The sequence below is a fragment of the Embleya sp. L77 genome (assembly GCF_055557415.1).
Window position 1 is genome coordinate 4,687,703 of sequence record NZ_CM145709.1, and the last position, 19,014, is coordinate 4,706,716.

Here is a 19,014-nt window from a genome sequence, read left to right on the forward strand (position 1 = left end):
CCTCATGCGCCGGCCGGGCTGGTTCGTCTCAAGTGCCGGCGGGGCTGAGTGGCCTCATGCGCCGGCCGGGCTGGTTCGTCTCAAGTGCCGGCGGGGCTGATTTGGCCTCAAGCGCCGGCCGGGCTGATGGGTTGCTCGGCCGGCGTTGGTGGGTGAGGGTTTGTGGGCTGGGTGGGTCAGGGGTTTTTGGTGGCCAGGGATGCGTGTTCTTCGCGGAGTTGGCGTTTGAGGATTTTGCCGCTCGGGTTCTTGGGGAGGGCGTCGGTCAGGATCACGTACTTGGGGACCTTGAAGCCGGCGAGGTGGGAGCGGCAGTGTTCGGTCAGTTGTTCCGGGGTGATCGTTTCGCCGGGCTTCGGGACGACCACCGCGGTGACGGCCTCGATCCAGTACGGGTGCGGGACGCCGAAGACGGCGGCCTCGGCGACGGCGGGGTGGGCGTGGATGACCTCCTCGACCTCGCGGCCCGCGACGTTCTCGCCGCCGGTCTTGACCATGTCCTTCTTGCGGTCCACCACCGTGAGGTAGCCCTCGTCGTCGAGCACGCCCAGGTCACCGCTGTGGAACCAGCCGCCGCGGAACGCCTCGGCGGTGCGCTCGGGGTCGTTCCAGTAGCCCAGCATCGTGTGCGGGCCCCGGTGCACGATCTCGCCGACCACGCCGGGCGGCACCGGCCGGTCCTGCTCGTCGACCACGATGGTCTGCACGTTCAGCCCCGCGCGTCCGGCCGAGCCGGCCTTCCGCTCCTGCTCCTCCGGGCCCAGGATGGTGGCGACCGGCGACATCTCGGTCTGGCCGTAGAAGTTGTACAGCCGCAACTGCGGTAGCCGGCGGCGTAGTTCCGCCAGCACCTCGACCGGCATCGCGGCCGCGCCGTAGTAGCCCTTGCGCAGACTGGACAGGTCCCGGGTGTCGAAGTCGGGATGGCGCAGCAGTGCGATCCACACCGTGGGCGGGCAGAACAACTTGGTCACCCGCTCGCGCTCGACGGTGGCGAGCAGCGTGGCCGGGTCCGGCGCGGGCAGGATGATCGAGGTCGCGCCCAGGTAGACGTCCGGCGTCAGGAAGCAGTGCAGCTGCGCGCAGTGGTAGAGCGGCAGCGCGTGGATCTCCACGTCGTCCGCGGCCATCCCGCCGTCGATGATCGCGGTCGCGTACTGCGCGATCAGGTTGCGGCTGGTCATCACCGCGCCCTTGGGCCGGGACTCGGTGCCGGAGGTGTACATGATCTGCACCGGATCGTCGTCGTGCAGGTCGAGATCGGGCACCGGGCCGCCTTCGGCGAGCAGCGTCGCGAACGGCTCCCAGCCCGGGGCGGCCGGGCCGAACACCACGCGCAGCGCCTCACGGCCGGCCAGTGCGGCGTCGGCGGTGTCGGTCAGCTCGGGACCGGCCAGGACGGCGCGGGCGCCCGCGTGCTCCAGGACGTAGCCCACCTCGGGCGCGGTGAGCATGAAGTTGACCGGGACGGAGATCGCGCCGAGCCGGGCCAGCGCGAAATAGGCCACCGCGAAGCCGTGCGAATTGCGGGAGAGCAGCACGACCCGGTCGCCCTTGCCGATGCCGCGTGCGGCGAGCGCACCGGCCGCGGCCGATACCGCGGCGTCGAACTCGGCGAAGGTCTGTCGCAGGTCGCCGGCCACGATCGCGAGCCGGTTCGGCAGCCGGGCGGCGGTGCGCGCGAGCAGGTCGGCGACGCCGTGCCGGCGGGCCTGTACAGCGGTCACGGATGGCTCCTTGCCTCTGTGCAGCACATGGAGGCGTCATTGTGTCCGGCACGGCCGCCGGGGGGAAGCGTCTCGCCCGCCGAAATCCTCGTGTCGATCACCGATCCGGCTAGGTAGGCTTGCCCCCATGACCAGCAGCGAAGCCTCCGCCGTCCTCGACACCGCCCGTCGCGCCCGGGAGGCCGCCGCCGTCCTCGCGCCACTGTCCCGCCGGGCCAAGGACGACGCGCTCCTCGCGCTCGCCGACGCCCTCGTGGCCCGTTCGGCCGAGATCGTTCTCGCCAACACCGAGGACGTCGAGCGGGCCCGCGCCAACGGCACCGGCGAGGCGATGATCGACCGGCTGACCCTGACCGACGAGCGGATCGCCGCGATCGCCTCGGACGTGCGCGACGTGGTCGGCCTGCCGGACCCGGTCGGCGAGGTGCTGCGCGGCTCGACCCTGCCCAACGGTCTGGAGCTGCGCCAGGTGCGGGTGCCGCTCGGCGTGGTCGGGATCATCTACGAGGCCCGTCCCAACGTCACGGTGGACGGCGCCGCGCTGTGCCTGAAGTCGGGGAACGCGGTGCTGCTGCGCGGCTCCTCGTCCGCCTACCGCTCGAACACCGCGATCGTCGCGGTGATGCGCGACGCGATCGTCGCGGCCGGCCTGCCCGCCGACGCGATCCAACTGGTGCCGGGCGAGACGCACGACTCGGTGAAGGAGCTGATGACCGCGCGCGGCCTGGTGGACGTGCTGATCCCGCGCGGCGGGGCCGGTCTGATCCGCACCGTGGTCGAGGGTTCGACCGTGCCGGTGATCGAGACCGGCGTCGGCAACTGCCACGTCTACGTCGATGCGCAGACCGACCTGGAGATGGCGGTGAACATCCTGGTCAACTCCAAGGCGCACCGGGTCAGCGTGTGCAACTCGGCCGAGACGCTGCTCGTGCACCGGGACGTGGCGGACGCCTTCGTGCCGCTCGCGCTGGCCGCCCTGAAGGGCGCGGGCGTGACCGTGCACGGCGACGCCGCGGTGCAGGCGTTCTCGGCCGACGTGGTGCCCGCCACGGACGCCGACTGGGACACCGAATACCTCTCCTACGACATCGCCGCCGCCGTGGTGCCCTCGCTGCACGACGCGGTCGCACACATCCGTCGGCACAGCTCCGGCCACACCGAGGCGATCGTGACCACGTCGCAGGCCGCGGCCCGCGAGTTCGTCAGCCTGGTGGACTCGACCGCCGTCATGGTCAACGCGTCGACCCGGTTCACCGACGGCGGCCAGTTCGGCTTCGGCGCGGAGATCGGCATCTCGACGCAGAAGCTGCACGCCCGCGGGCCGATGGGTCTGCCCGAGCTGACCAGCACGAAGTACGTGGTCACCGGTGACGGTCATGTGCGTTCCTGATCCGGGAGCACCCGGACCGGGGTCGGCGGGCCCGCGATCGGCCCGGATCGTGCTCGGGCGCTCGACCGGTGCGATGAATCGGTACCCATCCGGGCGCCTGCGGTAATACTGTCTAGGAGTGCCCGAATCACCAGGGCCAGAGTTCCCGGACGGCCCAGACTTTCCCGAGTTCTCGGAGGATGAGCTCTCCTCCGTCGTTTTCGACGAGTCGTTCGTGCGCGCCGCCCGCGTGCACGAGCCCTCGGCGAACGAGCGTGGTGCGGCGATCGATGCTGCGCCGACACCCACCCCGGCCGCGCCCGAGCGGACCGACAAGAAGGCCGAACAGGCCGATCGTTCCGACTGGTTCGACGACGGGTATCCGGCGGACGGCGAGGACCCATGGCGGGCCCGGACCCTGTCCGGCCACGACCACACGCCGCTGTCGGCGGACGTGCCCACCTGGTTCGCGAGCGAGCCGTGGACCCGATCCGCGCGGTCCACTCGCTGGCGGCGCGGGGTGGCCTGGGTGCTGGCGCTGCTGATGGGCGTCGGCGTGGTGGCGATTGCGGTGACCGCGTTCTACCGCAGCGGATCCTCGCAGGGCCCCACCACGCCCCGGCAGCCCTCGGTGGGCTCGGGCCGGAGCGCGACGACCGACAACAACCCGGTGTTCGCGCCGCTTCCGGGGCAGGACACGTCCGAGGTGCTGGTCACCGTGCCGCCCGCGGACCCCGGTGTGACGGACCGGTCCGTACCGGCCACGTCGCTGCCCGGTTCGGCCCGTTCGGGGCCCGGCTGACCGGGCGCAACCCCCTGCCCGGGTGCGTATCCACCCGCTCGCGGGCGACTTAAGCTGGGTCCATGTCCGGACGGGGAGTGCCCCCCGAAGGCCCGAACCGGGGTGGGCCCGACGGCGAGGACGAGTTCAGCGCCGTCGTATTCGACGCGACCTTCGTGCGCGCCGCGGGACTGCACGAGCCGTCGGCGCGGGAACGGCTGCACGGGGGCAAGCGTCCGCATCGCCGGCGTCGGGTGTTCGGCGTCCGGGTGCGCACGCTGCGCGGCACGCTGGGCGCGTTGCTCGTACTGCTGGTGATCGGCGGTGCGAGCTATCTGGGCGCGCGGCGGGCCGCCGCGCCCGGTCCGCGAGTGGAGATCGGCCCGGCGGTGCTGCACCGGGTCTCGCTGCTGCCCCCGGTGGGTTATGCGACGGGTGCGTTGCCCGCCGATCCGATGGCGGACGGTCCGGCCGCCGGCTGGGCACAGGGCGCCGCCGGGATCGTCGTGGGCGAACGCCGTGCGACCGCACACTTCTCCGCCACCCGGGTCGGCCAAGCCCTGGACCTGGTGCGCGAGTTCGTGGTCGGCACCCAGCTCGACCCGGCCGTGCTCGCGGGCGGCCGACCGTGGGCCGCACTGCCGCTGTTGCGATCGGAGCAGCGCGATCAACTCGAGGCGGCGCTGATCGCTCCGCGCGACGACGACACGTCGGCGCCCACCGGGTGGATCACCCGATTCGATCCGGCCGCGGTCAAGGTCCTGGACGCGCCGATCAAGGTCGCGGGCACGCTCGCGGTCGCCGAGCACGCGCGCACCGACCTCGTGATCACCGCCGACGTGGTGTTCGTGTACGCGGTCGCCCAGGTCGGCGGGCCGGGCTGGACCCGATTCGTGCTGCACCGGGTGTGGGACTTCCATCTGGACCCGGCGATGCTGCGCGACGGGCTGCTCCAAGTCCGCCGGATCGTCACCCTGGCCGGGCCGCAGGCGTGCGACGCGGACTCCTCGCTCTGGTTCCGGCCGGCCTTCACCGGCCCGGCACCGAGCGACGCGCCGCCGGCGGCCGAGCGGGTGGATCCGTTCCGCTCGGCCCCGACCGGCACGTGCGCCCGGTTGGCGGGCCCGCCCTGACGACCGGTCAGGCGCCGCCGCCGTTCGTCGAGGTCGCCCCCGGTTCCTCACGGCGCCCGGTGAACCTGTCGCGGAGCTTGCCGCCCGCGTCCGCCGCGCCGTCGGCGAGGTCGCGCAGCAGCCCGAACAGCGGGTCGGTGGTGGTGCGTACCGATTCGCGGTAGGCGCTCGCCGAGGCCTTCGCCTCCTCGCGCACCGACGCGTTCGGGTCGTCCGCGCGACGCGGATACTCGCCCGCGATGATCCGCGCGTACTCCCCGCCGTCCGCCCACTTGCGCAGTTCGGCCACCCGGACCACCGGGAACGGGTGCGAACGCCCGAGCAGGTTCATCAACTTGAGCACGCTGTCGCGCAGGTCGCCGGCGCCCTCGTACTCGGCGGCCTGCTCCAGGAACGCGTCCGTGCTCATCTCGTGCAACTGCGAGCCGCCCGCGACCTTCATCAGCGCGCGCATCGACACCTCGGGGTCCTGTCCGACCAGGAGACCGGCGCGGTCGCAGGACAGTTCGGACTTGCGGAACCACTCCTGCAGCGCGGTGATGATCGCGTGCACACCCAGCGAACCGAGCGGGATCCCGGACAGCGCGGAGGCGAACCGGGTCAGGATCAGCAACATCGTGCGGTACACCGCGTGCCCGGACAGGATGTGCCCGGTCTCGTGCCCGATCACCGTGCGCATCTCGTCGTCGTCGAGCAACTCGACCAGGCCCGAGGTGACCACGATGAACGGCCTGTCCATGCCGATCGCCATCGCGTTCGGCTGCGGGTCCATGCTGACGTACAGCTCGGGCACGGCGGGCAGGTCCAGGATGTACGCGGCTTCGCGGACCATCTCGTGCAACCGGCGGAACTGCTGCTCGCTGGTGCGCACCGAGCCCGCGAGGAAGGCGAGCCGGATGGCCCGTTCGGACACCATGCCCGACATCTGCTTGAGCACCGTGTCGAACCCGCTGAGCCGGCGCATCGCCACCAGCGCGGTGCGGTCGGCGGGATGTTCGTACGCCCGGGAGGAGATCCCGGGGAATCGCCTGCGCCCCTCGAAGGCCTCGATCGTCTTGTCGTCCGGCATGCCCTGCCCCCTTGCCTCGACCAACGTGCCTCCCACAGTAGGGCCCAGCACCGCGGACCATCCGAGTCACGGGGAGTCGGGCGGCAGTCGGGGTGCGGTGAGTCGGGCGCGCGAGGGCCGGAGGTGCCGGCCGGCCGGGGTGGGTGAGGTGGCGTGGTCGGGTCGGCCGTGGTGGGGGCGGGGCCTGGACGCGCGATTCGTTGGGTGCGCCCGTACGATGTCGTGCGCACACGTCGGCAAAAACTACGCAAGGGCTGACCACGGATGACCCAGCACGCGACGACCGTCCTGACCACGCTGGCCGGCGAGAGCGGCAAGCACGACAACCTGAACCCGCTGGGCGCCGGCATCGGTGCGCTGGCCGTGCTCCTCATCCTGCTGTTCGTGGTGACGCGGTACAACAAGGACCGCTGAGCACCCGGTGCCGAGGCCGGGCGCGGGCGTCCGGTTCGTCGATTCCTTCCCCTGCCGGCCGAGGCGGTCCTGTGCCGTCCCCGCACTTTGCCGTGCGCGTTAAGGTGACGCCAGATCAGGGGCGGCCGGGGGAGGACGCGATGCGCACATTCGCCATGGGCGAGAAGACGAAGCTGGACGATTCGGCCATCGGGGTGGAGTTCGAGGTATCGGGCGAGGGCCTGGCCGCGTACTGCTTCAGCCTGGGCACGGCGGACCTGGACGTGGTCTGTACTGCCCGGCCCGCGTCGCTGACGAGCGCGGTCGCGCTGGTGGCGGGCGGCGCCGGAACGGCCGAGTTCCATGTGGACCTTTCGGCCGTGGACGACGCGGTGGACCGCCTGGTGTTCGCGATCGGCGCGCAGGCACCCGGATTCGGCGCCGGGTCGCTGATCCGCCTGTCGGGCGCCGACGGCGAGATCGGGCGCTTCGTGCTGCCGGTGGCGGACCTGACCCGAGAACGTGCGCTGATCCTGGCCGAGGTCTATCGGCGGGACGGCTGGCGGTTCGGCGCGGTCGGGCAGGGCTACGAGGCGGGCGTGGAGGAACTCGTACGCGACCTGGGCGGGGATCCCGAACAGACGTTGATCGTGGCGGCGATACCGGCCGACGCCGAGCCGGTGCGCCCGTCGCCGGCGATTGCGAGGCCGGACGTGGCCGGTCCCGACGCGACGGCCACGCATGCCGAGCCGGAGACGAACCCCGAGCCGGCCGCGCCGATCGTCGCGGAGCGCGACGCCGAGCCCGCCGCGCCGTCGGAGTCGGTGCCGGAGACGGCATCGGGTGCGGAATCGGCCGCGGAGACGGCATCAGCGGCATCGGGTGCGGAGGCGGACCGGGAACCGACGTCCGACTCGGAGCCGACGCGCGAGCCGGAGCCGGAGCCGGAGCCGGAGCCGGAGCCGGAGCCAAAGCCGTTGCCCGTACCCGCCGCCGTCGAGGAGCCGTCCGCTCCCGCCGCCGTGTACGACGGTCGCGGTGACAGGGTGCTCTCGATTACCCGTCCGGTCGAAGTCGGCCCCTTCCTGGTCGAGTTGGAAGCCCGCGGCAGCGACAACTTCGTGGTGTGGACGCTGGATGCCGACCTGGAGACGGACAAGCTGCTGGCCAACGCGATCGGCGCCTACCGGGGCCGGGCCCTGGTGGACGAACGCGGCGGCCACACCTCGCGGCTGAAGATCGAGGCCGACGGCGAGTGGACCGTGCGACTGCTCGCTCCCGAGGCGGCCCGGGTGTTGACCGACCGGCTGACCGGCAGCGGCCCGGAGACGGTGCGCTGGACCGGCCCGCGCACGGTGCTCGCGATGACCCACGCGGGCGTCAGCAACTTCATCGTCGGCACCTTCGCCGAACACGGCGGGGACGACGCCTACCTGGGCACTCTGGCCAACGCGATCGGCGACTACGAGGGCGAGTCGATCCTGCCCAAGGGCCCGTGCCTGATCGAACTCGAAGCCGACGGCGACTGGTCCCTGACCCCCGTCGGCGGCTGAGCCCACCGGCATCGACACGCCACCGTTGGGGGTAAATAGAGCGACAAGGGCGGTTTGCTTGATCTGCTGACCCGGTGAACCACATGCTGCGTCGTCGCGGGCTTTGGGCCGTCGCGCTCGCACTCGTCGCCTCCGTCGTCGGGTGTGGAGGCGGCAGTTCGGGCCCACCGGTGCTCAATTGGTATGTGCCACCGGACAACGGGGCCTACCAAAAGCTCGCGGACCGGTGCAGCCGGGCGTCGGGCGGCGCCTATCGGGTCAAGGTCTCGGTGCTGCCCACCGACGCGTCCGGGCAGCGTGAGCAGTTGGTGCGGCGCCTGGCCGCCAAGGACTCCTCGATCGACGTGATGGCGCTCGACCCGGTCTTCGTACCGGAGTTCGCCGAGGCGGGCTTCCTGCGCCCGTTCGATCCGGCCGAGGCCGCGGCGCTCACCGAGGGCATGCTGAGCAGCGCGGTGGAGTCCTCGGGCTGGCGCAATCGACTGGTCGCCGCGCCGTTTCGGGCGAACACCCAACTGCTGTGGTACCGCAAGTCGGTGGCCGCGGCAGCCGGGCTCGACCTGAGCCGGCCGGTCGACTGGGACGAGGTGATCAGCGCCGCCGAGAAGACGCACAAGACCCTCGCGGTGCCCGCCAAGCGCTACGAGGGCATCACCGTCTGGGTCAACGGCTTGGTCACCGGCGCCGGCGGTGCGATCGTGCGGGACGTGGAGAAGGGCGTCGACCTCGAGGCCACGCTCCAGGAGGGCGGTTCGGGCAGGCGCGCCGCCGAGATCATGCGCCGACTCGGCCGCTCGTCCGCCGCGCCGCCCAACCTGGCCACCTCGATCGAGGACGACACCCGTACCACGTTCCAGTCCGGCTCCGGCGGCTTCATGGTCAACTGGACGTACGCGCGCGGCGCCGCGGTCGAGGCGGTGGCCGACGGTCAACTCGCGCGCGAGGTGCTCGACGACTACGGCTGGGCGCGCTACCCGCAGACCGACGCCGGCAAGGCCTCCAAGCCGCCCTTCGGCGGCATCGCGCTGGGCGTCAGCAAGTACGGCAGGCACAGCGCGGCAGCGGTGAGCGCGGTGCGCTGCGCGGGCACGCTGGAGAACCAGATCACCTACATGCTGGAGTCCAAGGAAACCACGGCCAAGGCCGCCGCCTACGACGATCCGCGAGTGCGCGAGGCGTTGCCGATGGCCGATCTGATCAAGGAATCGCTCGACCAGGCCGGCCCGCGCCCGCGCACCCCGTACTACAACGACGTCTCCGCGTCCGTACAGCGCATGTACCACCCGCCCGCGGACGTCGATCCGAACACCGCCCCGCGCGAGACCGACGACCTGATCACCGGGGTCCTGCACGACAAGGTGCTGCTGTGAGCACGGTATCCACGGCCGACGCCGCGCCTCGGCACAAGAAGCCCCGCAAGCAGCTCGACCACGCCCAGCGGATGCGGCGTACCGGGTGGCTGCTCTCCGCGCCCGCCGTGGCGATCATGATCCTGGTCGCGATCGCGCCGCTGGTGGACGCGGGTTGGCTCTCGCTCTTCCACAAGCGGCTGACCACACCGGATGCGAACTCGTTCGCGGGCCTGTCCAACTACTGGGTGGTGCTCAAGGACCCGCTGTGGTGGACCGACGTGTGGACCACGCTGGCGCTGACCGTGGCCACCGTGTCGGTGGAGTTCGTGATCGGCCTCGGGCTCGCCCAGTTGATGCAGCGCGCGTTGTACCTGCGCCGCACCCTGCGCACGATCGTGCTGATCCCGTACGGCATCGTCACCGTCGTCTCCGCCTACGCGTGGCGCTACGCGTTCGACCCGTCCACCGGGTTCGTCAACGACTGGTTCGGCACCGACATCGCGTGGTTCGACCACCGCTGGTCGGCGCTGTTCGTGATCGCCCTCTCGGAGATCTGGAAGACCACGCCGTTCATGTCGCTGCTGCTGCTCGGCGGGCTCATCCAGGTCTCCCCGGACGTGCACGAGGCGGCGCGGGTGGACGGCGCGGGCCCGTGGCAGCGGCTCACCCGGGTCACCCTGCCGATCATGAAGCAGGCCATCCTGGTCGCGCTGCTGTTTCGCACGATGGACGCGTTCCGGATCTTCGACTCGGTCTTCGTGATGACCGGCGGCGCCAACGACACCGAGACGGTGTCCTTCCTGGCCTACCGGCAACTGGTCAGCCGCACCGCGCTGGGTCTGGGTTCGGCGATCTCGGTGCTGTTGTTCGCCTGCGTGCTGCTGATCGCGTTCCTGTTCATCAAGCTCTTCCGTACCGACGTGAGCAAGCTCGGGAGTCCCGCGTGAGTCAGCCCAGCCCGGCCCGGGAGGGCGCCCGTGTCCTGGTCAGCGTCGTGGTGATCGCGATCACGGTGCTTCCGCTGGCCTGGATGGTGTCGTTGTCGTTCAAGGGCGGCGACGACATCAACAACGCGAAGTTCCTGCCCAGCACCTGGAGTTGGGACAACTACCGAACCGTCTTCAAGAACGACCTGTTCACCGACGCGCTGCGCAACTCGATCGGCATCTCGGTGATCGCCACGGTGATCGCGGTCGCCTGCGCGACCGGCACCGCGTACGCCATCGTGCGGATGGAGTTCCCGGGCAAGAAGCTGATCCTGCTCGGCGCGCTGGCGATCGCGATGTTCCCGACCATCGCGGTGGTCGGTCCGCTGTTCGACATGTGGCGGCGCATCGGCCTGTTCGACACCTGGATCGGGCTGATCCTGCCGTATCTGTCCTTCACCATGCCGCTGTCGATCTGGACCCTGACCTCGTTCTTCAAGCAGATCCCGTGGGCCCTGGAGGACGCCGCGCGGATCGACGGCGCGTCCGCGTGGCAGGCGTTTCGCTACGTGATCGCGCCGATGGCGGTGCCCGCCGTGGTGACCACCGCGATCCTGGTGTTCTTCTTCGCGTGGAACGACTTCGTCTTCTCGGTGTCGCTGACCTCGACCAACAGCTCGCGTACGGTGCCCGCCGCACTGGCCTTCTTCACCGGTGCCTCGCAGTTCCAGCAGCCCACCGCCGCGATCGCCGCGGCCTCGGTCGTGGTGAGCATTCCGGTGGTCGCCCTGGTGCTGGTTTTCCAGAAGCGGATCGTCGCGGGCATCACCTCGGGCGCGGTCAAGGAGTAGGGACCGATAGATTCTCGCGCCATGAGCGAGCGGAACAGACGTGTCGGTGTCATGGGCGGCACCTTCGATCCCATCCACCACGGACACCTCGTCGCCGCGAGCGAGGTGGCGGGCCAGTTCGGGCTCGACGAGGTGGTGTTCGTGCCGACCGGGCGGCCGTGGCAGAAGTCCGTACAGGACGTGTCCTCGCCCGAGGACCGCTACCTGATGACGGTGATCGCCACCGCGTCCAACCCGACCTTCTCGGTGAGCCGGGTGGACATCGACCGCGCGGGCGAGACGTACACCCTCGACACACTGCGCGATCTGCGCGAGTCCTCGCCCGAGGGGACCGAAATATTCTTCATCACCGGCGCCGACGCGCTGTCTCAGATCTTTTCCTGGCACAACGCGCACGAGATGTTCGAGCTGGCGCATTTCGTGGGTTGCACCCGTCCGGGGCACACTCTGTCCGACCCGGGTTTCCCGGACGGCGGCGTGAGCCTGGTGGAGGTCCCCGCACTGGCCATCTCGTCGACCGACATCCGTGCAAGGGTGGCCGGGGGTGATCCGGTCTGGTACCTGGTGCCGGACGGGGTCGTCCAATACATCAGCAAGCGGCGGCTGTACCGGGGAGCTTCGTGAGCAACGACGACCGGCGCGAGTGGGAGCCTTACGGCACCGAGCGAGGGGACGGCGGACAGGCGCAGGAGCCTTACGACACGGGGCGAGGCGACGGCGCGCAGGCACAGGGGCAGCAGCCCGGGTACGGCTCGTACGGTCCGGACGGCGGCTACCCGGGGTACGACGGGCAGCCGGTGCAGCCCGGGCAGCCGGGGCCGGACGGGCTCGACCCGGTGAGCTTCACCCCGCAGCAGTACTCGTACGACCCGAACGCGTACGGCCAGGGCGGCTACGACCCGAACGCGTACGACCCGAACGCCTATCGGTCCGGGGCCCATCCCTCGGGCGGCTACGACCCGAACGGGTACGACCAGGGCGCCGGGACGTACGACCCGAACGGCTACGGCGGCGCCGGGCAGGGCGGCTACGACCCGACGGCCTATGCCGCCCCGGAGTTTCCGCAGCAGGGTGGCGCGGGCGGCTACCCGGACCCGCAGCAGGGCGCGACCGGGTACCCGGGGCCGGCCCAGGGCTATTACGAACCGCAGCAGCCCGCGGCCCCCTACGAGCAGCCGCCCGCGCCGCCCGCGCCGCCGGTGGTGCCGGTGGTGCCGGTGGTGCCGGCGAGTCGGCCGGCGCCCGCCGGGCCGCTGCCGGCGGCCGGTGCGGATCCGGCCTCGACCGGGATCGCGGCGGGCTCGATCCCGGTTCGCCCGGCCGGCCCGACCCGTTCGCGGTCCGACCGTTCGCGGTCCGCGGCGGCCGGGGCCTCCGGGGCTTCGGCGCCGACGTCCTCTGCACCGGATTCGGTCGAGACAGGGTCCGGATCCGGACCCGGGTCCGGCGGCGGCAGGTCCGGGTCGTCGGCCGAGGACGGCCGGGTGCCGGCGCCCAGGGCACGGCGGCCGGGATCGGGTCGGCCGGGCCGACCCGGCTACGGCTCGGACGAGTTCGCGTTCGTCGACGACGAGAGCGAGCAGGCCGAGGACGTGATCGACTGGCTGTCGTTCGCCGAGACCCGTTCCGAGCGCCGGGACGAGAAGCGCCGGGCGATCCGGCAGCGGCTGATCGCGCTCGCGGTGGTGCTCGCGGTGGCCCTGCTCGGCGTCGGCGGCTACTTCGCCTGGGACACCTGGATCCGCGACGAGAAGGCGGTCGCCGCGCCCGGCAAGAACGGCGGCGTGCTGGTGCAACTGCGCGCCAAGGACGGCCAGGCGTCGGCCAACGCGCTGCTCACCGTCGACCCGGCGAAGAACACCGCGTCCATGGTCAGCGTGTCCTCGGTCGTGGTCGTCAACTCCGACAACAACTCGTTCCCGCTCGGCCGGCTGATGGCCGAGGAGGGCCCGGGGGCGTCCCGGGATGCGCTTTCCGACCTGCTCGGCGTCAAGCTGGACGGCTCGTGGGTGATCTCCGAACCGGTCCTGCAGGGGCTGGTCGACCTGGCGGGCGGCATCCAGCTCAACGCCGACGTCGAGGTCAAGGGCCCGGACGGCAAGGTGCTGGTCGGGCAGGGCCGCAATCCCGCGAACGGCGTCGCGGCGCTGGCCTTCGCCACCTACAAGCAGCCCAACGAGGCGCCCGCGGTGGTCGGCGACCGGTTCGGCCGGGTCCTCCAGGGTCTGCTGGCCTCGTTCCCGACCCAGCCGGACGCGATCCTGACGCTGCTCGCCAACATGGCCAACCTGCCCGACCCCTCGTTGCCGGACGACAAGCTCAGCGTGCTGCTGGCGAATCTGGCCAAGGCCACCCAGGCGAAGCAATTGCAGGTCCGGGCGCTCCCGGTGTCCCCGGAGGGCATCCTGGACGGCCCGGCGGCGGTGCCGATCGTGCGCGAGCTGCTCGGCGGCACGGTACGCCAGGGCAAGGTCGCGGCAGGACCGGTCCGGGTGATGGTGGAGGACGCGAGCGGAAAGGTCGGCGCCCAGCAGGACGCGAACGTGCGGCTGCTCAACGCGGGCGTCACGTACGTCCCGGGTGGTGCCGCGGGCAAGCGCACCCAGCCGGCGTCGACCGTGCAGTACGCCGACGACGCCCGCAAGGGCGACGCGGATCAGGTCGCGCTGACCCTGCGCCTGCCACCGACCGCGGTGAAGAAGGCCACCGGCGAGATGCTCGCCGACGTGGTGGTCACGCTCGGGCAGGACTACACCCCGAACAAGCCGTAGCCCCGGTGCGGCCGGCCCCGAACACCGGTTCGGGGTCGGCCGCACTTCACCGCGGCGGGTGGACACCGTGGTCCGTTGAACGGGCGTCGGTGTGGACCGCGCGAATAACGAGTGGCCGTCGCACGCCCCGCGTGTGAGACCCTGAACGGTAATCCCCTTGTCGTCCGCAGGAAGCGAATCGTGACCGCAACCCCCCACGCCCTGGAGCTCGCCACCGCGGCTGCCGTGGCATGTGCAGAGAAGCTCGCCACCGACGTCGTCGCCTACGACGTGAGCGAGGTCGTCACGATCACCGACGTGTTCGTGCTCGCCTCCGCGTCCAACGACCGCCAGGTCAAGGCGATCATGGACGAGGTCGAGGAAGCGTTGCGCGGGCTCGGCGCCAAGCCGGTCCGTCGCGAGGGTGAGCGCGAAGGGCGCTGGATCCTCCTCGACTACATCGACATCGTGGTGCACGTCCAGCACGCAGAGGAGCGGGCCTACTACTCGCTCGAGAAGCTGTGGAAGGACTGCCCGCGCATCGAGCTGCCCGAATCGGTGCTGCTGGGCAACGAGCAGGCCAAGGCTGCGGAGGCGGCGGAGGGCGCGCTCTGAGCGGGAAGGGGCGCCGTGTCCTGCTGTGGCGGCACGGCCAGACCACGTGGAACGTCGAGCGGCGCTTCCAGGGTCAGACCGACATCCCGCTGACCGACGAGGGGCTGGGCCAGGCCCGGCGCTCGGCCCGGCTGCTCGCGGCGCTGCGTCCGGACGCGATCGTGGCGTCCGACCTGACCCGCGCGGTGGACACCGCGGCCGAACTGGCCCGGCTGGTCGACGTCCCGGTCACCCTGGATCCCGCGCTGCGCGAGACGTACGCGGGGGAGTGGCAGGGGCTGACCAACCGGGAGATCGAGGAGACCTTCCCCGAGCAGTTCGCCGCCTGGCGGCGCGGTGAACCGGTGCGGCGCGGCGGCGGCGAGTTGGAGAGCGAGGTCGCCGAGCGGATGGCCGAGGCGATCGGGCTCGCGGTGGAGAAGCTGCCGGAGGACGGCACGCTCGTGGTCGTCTCGCACGGCGGCGCGATTCGCTGCGGACTCGGCGCGATGCTGGGCCTGCCCCGGGAGACCTGGAGCGCGCTGGGCGCGCTGTCCAACTGCTGCTGGTCGGTGCTCGGCCCCGGGGCGCGCGGATGGCGGCTCCTGGAGCACAACGCCGGCACCCTGCCCGAGCCGGTCATCGGCGACGACGTCTGAGCCGGCCGCGACGAGGACGACCGATCCGGTCGCAGACGAAAACGATCCCGGAGTCGAGGGAGCCCCGCTGGGGCCGCTTCCCTCGACTCCGGGATCGTTTTCGTCGTCCGGCGCCGGTGGTGCGGGTGCTCAGACCTCCCCGGCCTGCTTGCGGTACAGCTCCTCCAGGTCGGCGAGCATGCCGTCGGCGAGATCGCGTTCGGCCTGCCAGTAGCGCTCGCTCCACTTGAGCACCAGGGCCGGGAAGGGCCAGCGGTCCTGGGCCGAGTCCTCGCTTGCGCGCACCTCGTCCAGCGTGCCCGCCGCGTAGTCGCGGTGCTCCACCAGCGTCTTGCGCAGTTCCTCCGGCTCGCTGAGATGGCCGAGCCAGACCCGCAGCGCGACGCCGTGCTTGAGCACGGGCGGTCCGGCCGGGGTCTCCCGGGTCCAGGCCGCCAGGGCCTCCTGGCCGGACGCGGTGATGCTGTACAGCCGCTTGTTGCGCAGTTCGTCCTGGGACGCGATGCGTGAGACGGCGAAGCCGAGCTGCTCCAGGCGCTTGAGCTCGCTGTAGATCTGACTCAGCGCCGGGCTCCAGTAGAAGAAGCGCAGGGACGCGTCGGCCCACTTCTTGAGGTCGTATCCGGAGCGCTCGCCCGGGAACGACAAGAGGCCGAGTACGGCCCACGCGGTTGCGGGCAGTTTCGGGAGCGGATCCCCCGTCATCGTGGCCTCCATCGGTACGCGTCAACTTTTTCTGATTCTACGTCAGCCGGCTATTGACCCGACTGGTCGTCATATATCTAATTGAAGTATTCCACGCCTCGCGCACCAGGAGTACGGCATGCAGTTCTCGATGATCTTCGAAGCCCAGATGGCCAACCCCACGGCAGAGCACGAGCGCGAGGTCATCCTCAACTCCGTGGATCAGGCCGTATACGCCGAGCAGATGGGCTTCGACCGGATCTGGGCGGTCGAGCACCACTCGACCAAGTGGTACTCGCACATGAGCGCCCCGGAGATCTTCCTGACCTGGGTGGCCGCGCGGACCAGCCGGATCCGGATCGCGCACGGTGCGGTCTGCATGCCGTTCAACTTCAACCACCCGGCCCGGGTCGCCGAGCGGATCGGCATGCTCGACACGCTCTCCGGCGGCCGGCTCGACGTCGGCGCGGCCCGCGGCGGCACGCTCCAGGAGTCCTCGCTGTGCGGGGTGGACATCGAGCAGACCAAGGCCCAGGTCGAGGAGGCGCTGCGGATCATCGGCGCCGCGTGGCAGCAGGACGAACTGGTCTGGCACGGCGACGTGCTCGACATCGAGGGCTCGCACCCGATCCTGCCGCGCCCGGTGCAGACCCCGCACCCGCCGCTGTTCCTGGCCTGCAGCAAGCAGCCGAGCCTGGTCGAGGCGGCGGAGTACGGCGTCGGCGCGCTGGTGCTCGGGTTCGCCGGTCCCGAGGAGGTGGCCAACCTCAACCAGATCTATCGGGACGCGATCAAGGAGCGCACCGGCGAGCGGTTCGTGTCCTCGGTGACCAACGACCACCTGGTCGCGCTGTGTCCGACGATCGTCTCCGAGGACGGCGCCCGCGCCCGCCAAGTGGGTGCCCGCGGCCAGCGCTTCTTCGCGCAGTCGATCGCGCACTGGTTCTCCGGCGGCAAGTCCGGCATCCCGGACGAGGCGGTGGTCGAGGGTCGGGACGAGGTGGCGATCATCAACGAGGCCGCCGAGCAGCAGGTCGCCATGCTGCACGAGGCGAAGATCCCGGTCACGGTGAACGCGACCGCCACGTACAACATCAACCACGCCTACGGCACGGCCGAGGACGCGATCGGCTATGTGCAGAAGCTGATCGACGCGGGCGCCGACGAGATCATGTGCCTGATCCAGATGGGCACGATCCCGCAGGAGGACTGCATGGAGACGATCCGCATCTGGGGCGAGAAGGTCATCCCGCACTTCCGGGCCAAGTACGGGGCCTGACGGGCGCGCCGGCCCGGGTGGGCCGGTGCACGGGGATCGAGACTTCGTTCGGGACGTGGTACGCACGCCGTGGTCGTCCCGGACGAGACCGGCCCGGTCGGATCCGGTGCGGAGGACCGGGTCCGGCCGGGCCGCTTGTCGGGCGCGGTCGTGGTCGGGTCGAGGACGGAACCTGCGGAGGCGGTACGCATGGCTGATCTGAGGGGCAAGGTGGCGATCGTCACCGGGGCGGCGCGGGGGCAGGGGGAGGCCGAGGCGCGGTTGTTGGCCGCGCGCGGGGCGAAGGTCGTGGTGACCGATCTGCTGGTGGAGGAGGGGACCGCGGTCGCCGCCGGGATCGGGGACGCGGCGCGGTTCGTGCGGCACGATGTCTCGGACGCGGCGGACTGGGCGGCGGTCGTCGAGGTCGCCGTGCGCGAGTTCGGCGGCGTGCACGTCCTGGTCAACAACGCGGGCATCCTGTGGACCAAGCCGATCCTGGAGGAAACGCCCGAGGGACTGGATCGCATTCTCAAGGTCAACCTGTTCGGAACCTTCCACGGCATCCAGGCGGTGGCCCCGCTGATGCGGGCCGACGGTGGCGGGTCGATCGTGAACATCTCCTCGCTCGCGGGGCTCCAGGGCATCCCGGGGCATGCGGCCTACGGGTCCTCCAAGTGGGCGATCCGCGGACTGACCAAGACCGCCGCTCTGGAACTGGGCGAGTACGGGATCCGGGTCAACTCGGTGCATCCCGGCGCCGTCGACACGCCGATGATCGGCAACCGCTTCACGCGCGGCGCGGGCAACTTCCCGACCGTGCCGCTGCGTCGGGTCGGCGAGCCGGAGGACATCGGCGAGTTGGTGGTCTTCCTCGCGTCGGACGAATCCTCGTGGATCACCGGGACCGAGTTCGTCATCGACGGGGGCTCGATGGCGGGCATCGTGCCGCCGGTGCGGGGGTAACGGCCGCGGCACGCGGTGGCCACTCGGCAACCGTTCGTCCGTACGTCGGATTTGCTTAGTTGTACTATGCAAATGCGAGCCGAGAAGTCGGCAGGCACAGATCGAAGGAACGCATCATGGCTGAACTCCAGGGCCCCAATCTGACCGACAAGGTCGTCGTCGTCACCGGCGGCGCCCGCGGGCTGGGCGCCGCCGCGGCCGAGCAGATCGTCGCCGGCGGCGGGCGCGTGGTGATCTCCGACCTGCTGGACGAGGGCGCCGACACGGCCACCGCACTGGGTGCGAACGCGCGCTTCCACAAGCACGACGTGACCAGCGAGGAGCAGTGGAAGGCGGTCGTGGACTTCACGATCGCCGAGTTCGGCCGGATCGACGGGCTGGTCAACAACGCGGGCGTGTCCACCGGCGCCATGTTCGACACCGAGACGCTCGAACACTTCGAGTTCGTGATCAAGGCCAACCTGACCGGCGTCTGGCTGGGCATGCAGGCGGTCATCCCGCACCTGAAGGCGGGCGGCGGCGGCTCGATCGTCAACATCTCCTCCGCGGCCGGCTTGATGGGCCTGGCGATGACCGGCTCCTACGGCGCGTCCAAGTGGGCGGTGCGCGGGATGAGCAAGGTCGCCGCGGTCGAACTGGGCACGGCCGGGATCCGGGTCAACTCGGTGCACCCCGGCATGGTCTACACGCCGATGACCTCGTCGGTGGGCATCCTGCGCGGCGAGGGCAACTACCCGAACACCCCGATGGGCCGGGTCGGCGAGCCGAGCGAGATCGGCTCGGCGGTCGCCTTCCTGCTCTCCGACGCCGCGTCCTACGTGACCGGCGCGGAGTTGGCCGTGGACGGCGGCTGGACCACCGGGCCGACGGTGAAGTACGTGATGGGCGGCTGACGAGATGACGGCCGTGATGTCGCGGCGTTCGCATCGATCGAGGAAAGGTGGCATCC

The 19,014-nt window shown here is 71.0% G+C and carries 18 protein-coding genes; 15 read left to right on the forward strand and 3 right to left on the reverse strand.

The window, feature by feature from the left end:
- Positions 1–176: 176 nt before the first annotated feature.
- Positions 177–1,727 (reverse strand): fatty acyl-CoA synthetase, encoded by a 1,551-nt coding sequence (locus ACZOOI_RS20135; RefSeq protein ID WP_465277151.1) that lies wholly within the window; start codon positions 1,725–1,727, stop codon positions 177–179.
- On the opposite strand from ACZOOI_RS20135, the gene ACZOOI_RS20140 reads away from it, so the two are divergent.
- The 3 genes from ACZOOI_RS20140 to ACZOOI_RS20150 all read left to right on the forward strand — a co-directional run bounded on the left by ACZOOI_RS20140 (position 1,675) and on the right by ACZOOI_RS20150 (position 5,010).
- The gene (locus ACZOOI_RS20140) at positions 1,675–3,117 is read left to right on the forward strand and encodes a glutamate-5-semialdehyde dehydrogenase (RefSeq protein ID WP_465277152.1); all 1,443 of its coding nucleotides are present in this window, start codon (positions 1,675–1,677) and stop codon (positions 3,115–3,117) included. The two genes, ACZOOI_RS20135 and ACZOOI_RS20140, sit on opposite strands and share 53 nt — an antisense overlap.
- Positions 3,118–3,235: 118 nt before the next feature.
- On the forward strand, positions 3,236–3,898 hold the full coding sequence (locus tag ACZOOI_RS20145) for an SCO2584 family spore wall biosynthesis protein (RefSeq protein ID WP_465277153.1): 663 nt from the start codon (positions 3,236–3,238) through the stop codon (positions 3,896–3,898).
- A 62-nt stretch (positions 3,899–3,960) separates the two neighbouring features.
- The gene (locus ACZOOI_RS20150; RefSeq protein ID WP_465277154.1) at positions 3,961–5,010 is read left to right on the forward strand and encodes an SCO2583 family membrane protein; all 1,050 of its coding nucleotides are present in this window, start codon (positions 3,961–3,963) and stop codon (positions 5,008–5,010) included.
- Positions 5,011–5,017: 7 nt separating this feature from the next.
- Here the strand turns inward: ACZOOI_RS20150 and ACZOOI_RS20155 are convergent, their stop codons facing one another.
- Entirely contained in the window at positions 5,018–6,079 is a 1,062-nt protein-coding gene (locus tag ACZOOI_RS20155; protein WP_465277155.1) for a M48 family metallopeptidase, read from the reverse strand.
- A 264-nt stretch (positions 6,080–6,343) separates the two neighbouring features.
- Between ACZOOI_RS20155 and ACZOOI_RS20160 the strand changes: the two genes are divergently transcribed.
- The 9 genes from ACZOOI_RS20160 to ACZOOI_RS20200 all read left to right on the forward strand — a co-directional run bounded on the left by ACZOOI_RS20160 (position 6,344) and on the right by ACZOOI_RS20200 (position 15,157).
- The gene (locus ACZOOI_RS20160) at positions 6,344–6,493 is read left to right on the forward strand and encodes a hypothetical protein (RefSeq protein WP_465277156.1); all 150 of its coding nucleotides are present in this window, start codon (positions 6,344–6,346) and stop codon (positions 6,491–6,493) included.
- Between the two features lie 140 nt (positions 6,494–6,633).
- A complete protein-coding gene (locus ACZOOI_RS20165; protein WP_465277157.1) occupies positions 6,634–8,025 on the forward strand; it encodes a TerD family protein in 1,392 nt (463 codons plus the stop codon).
- Positions 8,026–8,210: 185 nt separating this feature from the next.
- A complete protein-coding gene (locus ACZOOI_RS20170; RefSeq protein WP_465277158.1) occupies positions 8,211–9,395 on the forward strand; it encodes an extracellular solute-binding protein in 1,185 nt (394 codons plus the stop codon).
- Positions 9,392–10,324 carry a carbohydrate ABC transporter permease gene (locus tag ACZOOI_RS20175; protein ID WP_465277159.1) on the forward strand — a complete coding sequence of 311 codons (933 nt, stop codon included), beginning with the start codon at positions 9,392–9,394 and terminating at the stop codon, positions 10,322–10,324. The genes ACZOOI_RS20170 and ACZOOI_RS20175 overlap by 4 nt, the downstream gene beginning before the upstream one ends.
- Positions 10,321–11,154 carry a carbohydrate ABC transporter permease gene (locus ACZOOI_RS20180; RefSeq protein ID WP_465277160.1) on the forward strand — a complete coding sequence of 278 codons (834 nt, stop codon included), beginning with the start codon at positions 10,321–10,323 and terminating at the stop codon, positions 11,152–11,154. Before ACZOOI_RS20175 ends, ACZOOI_RS20180 begins: the two co-directional genes overlap by 4 nt.
- Positions 11,155–11,175: 21 nt before the next feature.
- Entirely contained in the window at positions 11,176–11,778 is a 603-nt protein-coding gene (gene nadD / locus ACZOOI_RS20185; protein ID WP_465277161.1) for a nicotinate-nucleotide adenylyltransferase, read from the forward strand.
- The gene (locus tag ACZOOI_RS20190) at positions 11,775–13,925 is read left to right on the forward strand and encodes an LCP family protein (RefSeq protein ID WP_465277162.1); all 2,151 of its coding nucleotides are present in this window, start codon (positions 11,775–11,777) and stop codon (positions 13,923–13,925) included. The genes nadD and ACZOOI_RS20190 overlap by 4 nt, the downstream gene beginning before the upstream one ends.
- 180 nt (positions 13,926–14,105) lie before the next feature.
- Positions 14,106–14,519: a ribosome silencing factor gene (gene rsfS / locus ACZOOI_RS20195; RefSeq protein WP_465277163.1), complete on the forward strand. Its 414-nt coding sequence runs from the start codon at positions 14,106–14,108 to the stop codon at positions 14,517–14,519.
- Positions 14,516–15,157, forward strand: coding sequence for a histidine phosphatase family protein (locus tag ACZOOI_RS20200; protein ID WP_465281246.1), 642 nt, complete (start codon positions 14,516–14,518; stop codon positions 15,155–15,157). Before rsfS ends, ACZOOI_RS20200 begins: the two co-directional genes overlap by 4 nt.
- A 129-nt stretch (positions 15,158–15,286) precedes the next feature.
- On the opposite strand, the gene ACZOOI_RS20205 is transcribed toward ACZOOI_RS20200, so the two are convergent.
- A complete protein-coding gene (locus ACZOOI_RS20205; protein WP_465277164.1) occupies positions 15,287–15,862 on the reverse strand; it encodes a helix-turn-helix transcriptional regulator in 576 nt (191 codons plus the stop codon).
- Positions 15,863–15,980: 118 nt separating this feature from the next.
- Here ACZOOI_RS20205 and ACZOOI_RS20210 point away from each other — a divergent pair, with 118 nt between their 5' ends.
- The 3 genes from ACZOOI_RS20210 (at position 15,981) to ACZOOI_RS20220 (ending at position 18,958) form a co-directional block, all read left to right on the forward strand.
- On the forward strand, positions 15,981–17,120 hold the full coding sequence (locus tag ACZOOI_RS20210) for an LLM class flavin-dependent oxidoreductase (RefSeq protein WP_355544145.1): 1,140 nt from the start codon (positions 15,981–15,983) through the stop codon (positions 17,118–17,120).
- Between the two features lie 189 nt (positions 17,121–17,309).
- The gene (locus ACZOOI_RS20215; protein WP_391582878.1) at positions 17,310–18,065 is read left to right on the forward strand and encodes a glucose 1-dehydrogenase; all 756 of its coding nucleotides are present in this window, start codon (positions 17,310–17,312) and stop codon (positions 18,063–18,065) included.
- Between the two features lie 116 nt (positions 18,066–18,181).
- The gene (locus tag ACZOOI_RS20220) at positions 18,182–18,958 is read left to right on the forward strand and encodes a glucose 1-dehydrogenase (protein WP_465277165.1); all 777 of its coding nucleotides are present in this window, start codon (positions 18,182–18,184) and stop codon (positions 18,956–18,958) included.
- The last annotated feature ends 56 nt before the right edge of the window (positions 18,959–19,014 follow it).